Source organism: Acidobacteriota bacterium, from assembly GCA_035471785.1.
Taxonomy (GTDB): Bacteria; Acidobacteriota; UBA6911; order RPQK01; family DATIPO01; genus JANQFM01.
Genome location: DATIPQ010000083.1, coordinates 89,364 through 98,358 on the forward strand (window position 1 = coordinate 89,364; position 8,995 = coordinate 98,358).

Here is an 8,995-nt window from a genome sequence, read left to right on the forward strand (position 1 = left end):
GCACACGCCTCCCTCAGAGAACCGTCAGGCGGGTAGCCGAGCGCCATCCCGGCGTAGGGATGGTTCGGAAAAGAATTGTGGAAAAAGGAGGCCCTAGTACCTGATATAGATCAGCTTTTCGCTAGGGGGCATGTCCATCTCGTCTTCTTCGCGCTTCCTTCTCACTTCAGCCTGAATCTTCTCCAGGATCTTGGATTTGTCTTCCTTGTTCTTGGTAGCCATTTCTTTCCTCTTTCGGTTTTCTGAGTTTGGGTTTCTGAACGGATACGATCTCAGCGGCGGGAAGTCCGCTAACCCTTTTTGATGGGCAGCAGCTTATCCGCCGTCAGATTTGCAAGGTCGCCGATCGATCTGACGTGCTCGTCGAAATTGTTGGCGACTTCGGCTTGCAGAATCTGGATCAGGCGGTGCCTTTCGTAATCGCTCAGTGGTTCGGTTTTGTTCCGATCTGCCATGGGCACTCCTTTCCAAATGGAGATGTGGCCAGTCACACGAAGCGAGAACAGAATTCTCCTATTTGTGAATTATCGTGTGAATTTTCGGAAGTCTAGCTAATTTGCCTAGAAATTGCAAGCATTTAATTCGCGAGCTTGCATCTTTTTGGCTATAGCATTGAAAGCGGGAACATCTGTTCGGGAGATTTCAAGGGCTTGGGCTTGGCATAGCGACCATTCTGCTTTCAAATCTGCAAAGCGTTTCAGGGCTCCGCCGCCTACCGGCGGCCCCGAAGAATCGACGGCGATCATGAGAAACAACAACTGGGCGTCGAGGCGGTGTGGGAACCTCACGAAGTCCTGCAAGTCCTTCTGCCGCTTCTGTATCACTTCCTCTTCCCATTGCCTGATCTTTTCCAGCAGCGGCGCAGCGGCCTGGACGACCTCGGCTTTTTCGGAGTGCTCCTTTGCCGCAGCCTGCGCTTGTCGACTCAGATCCTCCATAGCAGCCGCTGCCGAGTAGACGGCGCCCAGGTGTTCCCAAATGTCGGCAAGCAGGCTTTGCTGCTGCTCAAAGTCCTTCCGCGTCAAGCCCCTGCGCGGATCGTCCGCTACCTCCAGGGACTGGGCGGCCTTCCACCGACCGACTGTTAGCCGCACCTGGTAAGTGCCGGGCCCCACCCGATAGGACTTGCGTACCGGGAGAGGAAAGAGACTGGAAGGAGGTTTGATCTCTTGGCAACGCAGATCCCAGATGAAGCGGTTCATACCCGCTTTGACCGGCAGCGGGAACTGCTCTCTCGACCGGCTGTCGTTGTGACAGCGCCCTGACAGACTGCGGACAGCCTTACCCTCCTCGTCGAGGATCTCCAGCTGGATCTCGTGATTGTGCTCAGAGGCGAGATGGGCCGCGGCGTCAGGGGAAAGGTAATAGTGCAGCGTGGCGCCCTCGGGGGGATTCTCTCCCAGCATCTCGACCGTCTCGGGTCTCTCTCCGAACTGGACGCGGTAGCAGCGCCTCGGCTTGCACAGGAAGGTCTGGCCCAAAGCGGGTTGTCTCTTGATCTCCTGCAGCGGAGTCAAGTCGTCGAGGATCCAAAAGCCCCGGCCCTCGGTCGACGCCACCAGATCGCCGGCGGCAACCGTCAGGTCGGTGACGGGGACGGCAGGAAGGTTGAGCTGCAGGGACCGCCAGTCGCGGCCGCCGTCCAGCGAGAAGTAGGTACCCGTCTCGGTGCCGGCGTAGAGGAGTCCCCGGCAGGCGGGGTCCTCGCGAACGGCCCGCACGAAGGCCTCCTCTGAAATCCCCCCTGAGCGGCACTCCCAGTGGGCGCCGAAATCCTCTGTCACGAAGACCAGGGGCGTGAAGTCGCCGAACTTGTGGCGGTTGACGGCCAGGTAGGCTGTGGCGGGGTCGTGGGGCGAGGCCTCGATCGAATTGACGAGCGCTTCGCCGAGTCGGGGCGGGGTGACGTTTCGCCAGGTGGTCCCCGCGTCGCGGGTCAAGTGGACGAGTCCGTCATCCGTCCCCGCCCACAGGGTGGATGCCTCGAAGGGCGATTCGGCCAGGCAGGTGATGGTGTTGTAGGTCTCCGCCCCGGCGGCTTCATCGGTGATGGGGCCTCCACCGGGTCCTTGTTTTTCAACTTCGCAGCGGGTCAGGTCGGGCGAGATCTCCTGCCAGGTCAGCCCGCGGTCGCGGGAGCGGAAGACCAGGTTGGCGGCATGGTAGAGGACTCTCGGGTCGTGGCGGGAAACGATGATGGGGACGTTCCAGTTGAAGCGGTATTCCAGGTCGCGGGGATGGGAGCCCAGCGCCAGGCGGGGATAGGCCATGATGTTGCGGACGCGCTGGGTTTCACGCTCGTATTCGGTGACGATTCCGCTGCAACAGCTTGCGTAGACTCGGGACGGGTCGCCGGGGTCGAGGGCGATCTGGGCGTTTTCGCAGCCTCCTACCGTATACCAGTCCTTGCGCCCGATTCCGCCTTCTTTGCCATGGCTGGCGATGGCCACGGTCGTGCGGTCTTGTTGAGCGCCGTAGAGATGGTAGGGAAAGCGTTCATCCGCAATCACCCGGTAGAACTGTCCGGTGGGTTGGTTGTCCTGGGTCGACCAGGTCTTGCCGCCGTTGAGGCTGACGCAGGAACCGCCGTCGTTGCCGAGGACCATGCGGTCGGGGTGCTGGGGGGAAATCCACAGGTCGTGGTGGTCGGTGTGGGGAGTGGCGACGTGGCTGAAGCTCCTGCCTCCGTCCGCCGACTTGAGGAGCGGATCGTGGAGGACATAGACCGTGTCGGCATCGCGGGGGTCCGCGACCACCTTGGTGAAGTACCAGGCGCGGCCCATGGGAAGGCGTTCCTCATTGACGCGTCTCCAGCTCCGGCCGGCGTCCTCGGAGCGGTAGAGCCCCCCCTCTTCGGCCTCGATCACCGCCCACACTCGCTGCGGGCGGGCGGGGGAAACAGCGATGCCGATCTTTCCCATCAATTCAGGCAGCCCTCGGCTTAGCTGCTGCCAGGAATCGCCCCCGTCCTCTGTCTTGTGGATGCCGCTGCCCTCACCGCCGCTTCGTATCTTCCAAGGCAGCCGCTGATGATCCCACACAGCCGCGTAGAGCGTGCGGGGATTGGAGGGGTCCATGCACAGATCGCTGGCCCCGCTCTGCTTGTCGACGAAAAGGACTTGGTCCCAGGACTGGCCGCCGTCGCAGGAACGGTAGATTCCCCGTTCGGGGTTGGGTGTCCAGGGGCTTCCCTGAGCGGCCACGTAGACCCGGTCGGGGTCTTGAGGATCGATCCGGACCCTGGATATCTGGCGCGTCTTTTCCAGTCCCAGGCTTTGCCAACTGCCGCCTCCGTCGTTGGATCGGTAGACCCCGTCTCCGTGGGAGGTGGCGGCCCCTCGGATCTGCGCTTCTCCCAGGCCCGCGTAGACAACGTCGGGATTCGATTCGGCCACGGCCAGCGCCCCCACCGAGCCGGTCTTGAAGTAGCCGTCTGAAAGATTCTCCCAGGTGAGGCCGGCGTCCTCGGTCTTCCATACGCCCCCTCCGGCCGCTCCGCAGAGGAACCTCAGCGGTTTCGTGACGACACCCGCTACCGCAGTCACTCGTCCGCCCGCAAAGGGACCGATATTGCGCCAGCGAAGGGCTCGTTCGAGGGGAAGGTCCAGTGAGTGCTTTGCTGCTCTGCTCATCAACGGTCTTTCAGCCGGTTCTGGCCGGTTCTTTATACTGAAGAGCGGCTGTCAGCGCAAGGTTTCCGCCGCACTTCAGGCCAAAGCATCGACTCTTGCTTCTGCGACAGCCTTCCGCTAGAATTCTTTGCAGAATCGGTATTTAAAACTTAACCCGCTTTTCCTGAAGTGGGTAAGCTATTTGACCTGGAGCCCACGCTTGCCGATGAGGAGAGGTTGAAGAATGCTGGAAAGCATATACAGAGGATTGTCGCATCCGGGTCTTCCCTTGGACCCGACCATTCTGGATGCAATCACTTCGGAGCATGCACGGGGGGTGGTCGAGACTTTTTTGAACCGCTTCGACAGCACCCTTGAGCAGTCCGGCGACGGCTTGGCCTCTTGCCTGACAGGCTGGCTCGAACATAACGCGGCTCTGCACGACGTCTGGAACACAAGCTTCGGGGCCGTTGAGAGGCTGGCTTCGTCTGAGGACCCCTCTGCATCGAACGTGCTCTTCAGCGCAGCGCAACTGGCTCTTTCCATGATGGCGGCCGGGCTGGAAGGACGTTTCCAGGTCAAGTTTGAAGATCCCGTACGCCTCAGATTCGACCGTTGGTGCCTGCCCGCGGCCACCGGAGTTGCGGCCGAATGCGGCCGAGGATCCGTCGATATCAGGCTGGGCGATACCGGCGTGCGGCCACTGGCACTGCGCAGACCCAGCGGTTCCGCTTGGCGGCTGGAGCGCTCCGGCGGCGGCTTGGAAGAACTGACCCAGGTTCAGATGGGCGACAATCAGGTCACCTTCCTGTCCGATTCCGTTTTCGAGGGCGGATATGATCTCAACTTCCCCTTCCCCATCGATGCCTCGGGAGAGAAGACGGCGGCGGCCTGGCGGGCGGCCTTCCAACTGCTGGGAGAGCAGGCGCCGGAGTACCTGGACTGGGTGGACCGGGTCATCCAGGACATCATCCCGCTCAAGGTGCCCAACCAGGCCATGGTCAGCGGCAGCCACAACATGCACTGGGGCGAGGTCTTCATGACCTCGATTCTGGAACCGCTCAAGTTCGCCGAGATGCTGGTCCACGAGTCCAGCCACCAGTATTACTTGATCGGATGCATGCTCTCCAACGTGGAGGACGGTTCCGACCGCAAGCTCTACTATTCGCCCGCCAAGAAGAAGGAGAGGCCGCTGGACAAGATCCTCCTGGCCTACCACGCCTTTGCCAACGTCATCCTGATGTATCGCCGGTGCAGAGAGGCGGGGCTGGAGACTCGTGCCGAGGAAGCCAAGCTGTTGCCCGAAGTGGAAGAGCTGGAGAAGCCCCTGCGACAGACCCGCGGCTTAACCGAGCTGGGGGTTTCCCTGTGGCGGCCCCTAGCCCAGCGACTGGAGGAGAGCAGCTAGTGGGCATCTCCGCCATCGTTCTCAAGATAGCTTCCCGCTGCAACCTGAACTGCAGCTACTGCTATATGTACAACCATGAAGACCAAAGCTACCTGCAGCAGCCTAAGTTCATCAGCGACAGGGTCTTCGGTCATACCCTGGAGGCCATGCGGGATTATTGCCGGAGCCACGGTCAGCGCTCGATGGCTCTGATCTTTCATGGCGGCGAGCCCACTCTGGTCGGGGTCGAGCGGTTTCGGAAACTGGCCGCCCGCGCCAGGGAAGTGCTGGGCGAACGCCTTTCGCTGCTCGGCATTCAGACCAACGCCATACTGCTCACTCCTGAGTGGATCGACGCCTTCCGCCGCCATAACGTCGAAGTCCACGTGAGTCTGGACGGCCCTGCGGAGATTCATGACTCGGTGCGGGTCGATCATAAGGGCCGCGGCAGCCACGCCCAGACGGTGGCCGGAATCGAGCTTCTCATCTCGCAGGGAATGACTCCCAAGATCCTCTCGGTGGTCAACCCTGGCCGCTGCGGAGCCGCCGCCTACCGGCACCTGAGATCGCTGGGAATCGAGTCGATGGACTTTCTCTTTCCCGACGTCACACACGACAGCCGCGACACCTTCTACGGCGGACTCCCACCCACCCCGGTGGCGGATTTCCTCATCGGCGCCTTCGACGCCTGGTTCGAGGAAGACAATCCGCAGGTGGAGGTGCGGCTCTTCGGCGACTTGATCAAGAGCTTCCTGGGAGCCGGCCCCGGCTCGGACGCCTTCGGCAACCCGCTCATGAGCTACCTCATCATCGATACCGACGGTTCCATCGAGGCCCTCGACGCCTTGCGCGTTTGTCGCGAGGGTCTCGCCCAGAGCAAGCTCAACATCACCCGGAACGGCTTCGACGATCTCCACCTGGGGCTTCCTTTGGTGCACAAGGCCGTCACCCATGGCTTCGAGTTGGCCGAGCTCTGCCAAGCCTGCCCTGAGCGGGATGTCTGCGGCGGAGGGCACCTGCCCCATCGCTACTCGCTGTCCAACGGCTTCGACAATCCCTCGGTCTGGTGCCGGGACATCCTGCGCTTTTTCGATCACGTGCGGGCCCGGACCGGCATCCTGCGTCCGCCCCTCAACCAGCCCGAAGACACTCAAGCCGGCTACAGGAGCTGAGGCGCAATGCTGATCGTGCCTCTTCAGTCTCTCCCCCAGGACGCCGGCGAGCGCTCCAAGATCTTGGGACGCTATTTTCAGCGTCAAGTGGCTTCCTCGCGCAGAGTTGAGCAAGGCTGGGCCATCGATCTGGCAGTGCCGGCCTCGGCCGGCTTCTACATCGACCCCGACCTGGAAGGGGGCCTTCGCTGGTGGTCGGACGATATGAGCGTGAGCGCGATCCCGCTGGCGGTGCGCCAGGAGGACGGCTTCCAACTCTCGCTCAACGACAACTGGACGCTGCTTTCCTGGAGCTGCTGGCTCTCGGGGCGAGTTCAACCCCCGGCGGTGCTCAGCATTCTGCATCTCGACAGCCACGGCGACTTGATGAGTCCGCGGCTGTCGCGCCGCTCCGGGAAGTGGGTCGACTTGATCTCGGGCAAGACCTTCGACCTGAAGCAACCCGGCACCGTGGCGTCGGCCATCGGCAGCGGCGCCGTGGGCATCGGCAGCTTCATCTGTCCTCTGCTTCACGAAGTGCCGAGCCTCAACCTTTTCCACCTCTGCCACCGGCACTGCCTCCAGCGCCCTCCCGGACGCTACGCCATGAAGCCGGTCTTGGGAGGCGACGATCCCCTCTTTGAGCACGCCCGTCGACCGCAGATCGAATTGACTCCTTCCAGCGAGCGATCCGACCCCCTGATGGGGACCTACCTGCTGGGCGGCGACCTGGATTCGCTGCTGGATAATATCCCAGCGGGCCCCCTGCTTCTCCATCTCGACCTGGACTATTTCAACAACCGCTACGACGGCAATCCCGACTGGGAGGCGGCTGGCGACCGTCACGACCCGGGCCAGGACGAGATCGTGGAAGCCATCGACACCCTCTTTGCCGCCTTAACCTCAAGCCATTTAGTACGGCGAGTCGAAGACATCTCGGCGGCCCTGTCGCCGTCATTCTTCCCCGCCCGTTTCTGGCCCGTAGCGGTGGATCGCCTGCGAAGCGGAGTCCGGCTGCTGGCTTCAGCTCCCGCCCTTCAAGGGGGCCGATGAGAATGCTGAAGGTACGCCGCCCAGTGGTCATCTTTTCCAACGGACTCGGCGATCACCTGGTCAACCTTCCCGCCTTGCGGGCGCTGGCCTCTCTCTTCCCGGGCCGCCTCGCCCTAATCTGCGAAACCGGCGCCCACCAGACCTTCTTCTCAGGCTTGCACTTTCGCGATGTCTGCGAGGTAGAGATGGAGATCAGCGGCAAGGGGAAGCTCTTCGATGCCGAAACCGTAGCAGCCCGCCTGGCGCCCTGCGACTTGCTGCTTTCCCTCAACCCATGGCACAGCCCCTCGGTCGACCGCCTGATGGAGCTCTTCCGGCATCCTCCCTCCATCGGATTCTTCCCACCTTTCGACACAACCCTGGAACGAGACTTCAGCAAGCATTCCGCCAAGCTAGCCTTCGACGTCCCTCTAACACTCGACGCCTCCCTCCGCATCGAGGACTTCACCGCTCCCCCCGAAATCCCCCGAGAGTTCCAACGCCAGGCCGAGCGCATCCTCAACTCGCTACCCGCCAACGCCCGGGTCCTGACCCTGCATGTCGACACCCAGCCCGAGAAGATGTGGCCCCGCCCGAAGTTTCATCGCCTGCTCGACCGTTTCCTAACCCGCCACCCCCACTTCCACGCCCTCATCCTGGGCCTGGACGACCAGGGTCTCGAACAGGCCCTGGCCTCCGACCGTGTCATCTCCTACTGCAACGAGGTACCCAAAGCAACAGCCCTCTCTCTAGTCTCCAAATCCTCCCTCTTCTTAGGCGTGGATTCCTTCTTCCTCCACGCCGCCGACCTCTTCCGCATCCCCGGCGTAGCCCTCTTCGGCCCCACCGACCCGGTCGAATGGGGCTTCCTGGTAGCCCCCGGCAAACACATCTCCGCCAACGGCTCCATGAAAGCCGTTAAAGTAAACGATGTCCTATCCGCCATGGAGTCGGTGCTGGAGGAGGAGAAACTCAGATCTGCAAGCGCTTGAGAGGACAGCGCCTCCGGTCAAGCGCCTTACCTATCGCAGCTTTGACGTACCAGATCCGACGCGCGACTTCGGATCGCCGGACGCATCTTGTGAAGCTGGGACCTTGGGAGTTATTCTTCGTCGACGGATCTGTGTCCGTGCAACAAGACCCCAGGGACCGAGGGGAAGCCTGGTTGGAGTAGATCCGTGCCGGAACCATCTCGGCCACCTGGGAGCGCCCCGTTTTGACGGGGACCTTGAAGGTGGGGAAATTCGACAACTTCCTAGGCTTCAATCTGGTTGCCCTGCCGCCTGAAGCGGGGGAAACCGAGAACCCTGAGGGCAAGCGGAGGCGGTAAAGGTTCCGTCGACTCGCATGCTTCGCGAGCGTGAGGCAAAAGGAACCCTTTGCCAGCTTCCCCTTTGCGATTAGATGGCGCCTATCTCGCGGGCTCGGTTGATCACACCTATCTGGTTGCCCACGCGAAGCCTGCGCATCAGCCTTTTCTTGTGCGAGTGGATGGTGGGGGGGCTGAGGTACAAGTGCCCGGCTGGCCCAAACACATCCGATCAGAAATATTTGAAGATAGAGTGCTTAAGATTGGTCGGGACGGCGAGATTCGAACTCGCGACCCCCTGAACCCCATTCAGGTGCCTCCACGTTCTCATGATGGTGCAAGGGATCTCAAGCAGCGCACCTAAGTCACTGTCTTGGGGAGATTTATTGCCTTTCTATTGCGCAGGGGCTTTCAAACGAGTACACTGTTATTCGTTGTGGATTATTACCACGGGCTTACCATAGAGGAGTCGACCAAGTGAAAAAGCGGCTGACGGACTTGGTCG

Annotated in this window: 7 protein-coding genes; 4 read left to right on the forward strand and 3 right to left on the reverse strand. The window is 61.6% G+C overall.

Translation table 11 applies throughout. The annotated features are described in order from the left end of the window. Positions 1–93: 93 nt before the first annotated feature. The 3 genes from VLU25_11950 to VLU25_11960 form a co-directional block, all read right to left on the reverse strand. Positions 94–222, reverse strand: coding sequence for a hypothetical protein (locus VLU25_11950; protein ID HSR68643.1), 129 nt, complete (start codon positions 220–222; stop codon positions 94–96). 68 nt (positions 223–290) lie between these two features. Continuing rightward, the gene (locus tag VLU25_11955; GenBank protein HSR68644.1) at positions 291–455 is read right to left on the reverse strand and encodes a hypothetical protein; all 165 of its coding nucleotides are present in this window, start codon (positions 453–455) and stop codon (positions 291–293) included. 105 nt (positions 456–560) lie between these two features. Beyond that, the gene (locus VLU25_11960; GenBank protein HSR68645.1) at positions 561–3,632 is read right to left on the reverse strand and encodes a glycosyl hydrolase; all 3,072 of its coding nucleotides are present in this window, start codon (positions 3,630–3,632) and stop codon (positions 561–563) included. Positions 3,633–3,855: 223 nt separating this feature from the next. Between VLU25_11960 and VLU25_11965 the strand changes: the two genes are divergently transcribed. The 4 genes from VLU25_11965 to VLU25_11980 are packed head-to-tail and all read left to right on the forward strand — an operon-like array spanning position 3,856 to position 8,173. Continuing rightward, complete coding sequence (locus VLU25_11965; GenBank protein HSR68646.1) at positions 3,856–5,019, forward strand: HEXXH motif-containing putative peptide modification protein; 1,164 nt, start codon at positions 3,856–3,858, stop codon at positions 5,017–5,019. After that, positions 5,019–6,170: a radical SAM protein gene (locus VLU25_11970; GenBank protein ID HSR68647.1), complete on the forward strand. Its 1,152-nt coding sequence runs from the start codon at positions 5,019–5,021 to the stop codon at positions 6,168–6,170. The genes VLU25_11965 and VLU25_11970 overlap by 1 nt, the downstream gene beginning before the upstream one ends. 6 nt (positions 6,171–6,176) lie before the next feature. Next, positions 6,177–7,202, forward strand: a complete 1,026-nt coding sequence (locus tag VLU25_11975; GenBank protein ID HSR68648.1) for a hypothetical protein — start codon at positions 6,177–6,179, stop codon at positions 7,200–7,202. Continuing rightward, entirely contained in the window at positions 7,199–8,173 is a 975-nt protein-coding gene (locus VLU25_11980; GenBank protein ID HSR68649.1) for a glycosyltransferase family 9 protein, read from the forward strand. Before VLU25_11975 ends, VLU25_11980 begins: the two co-directional genes overlap by 4 nt. Positions 8,174–8,995: the final 822 nt, after the last annotated feature.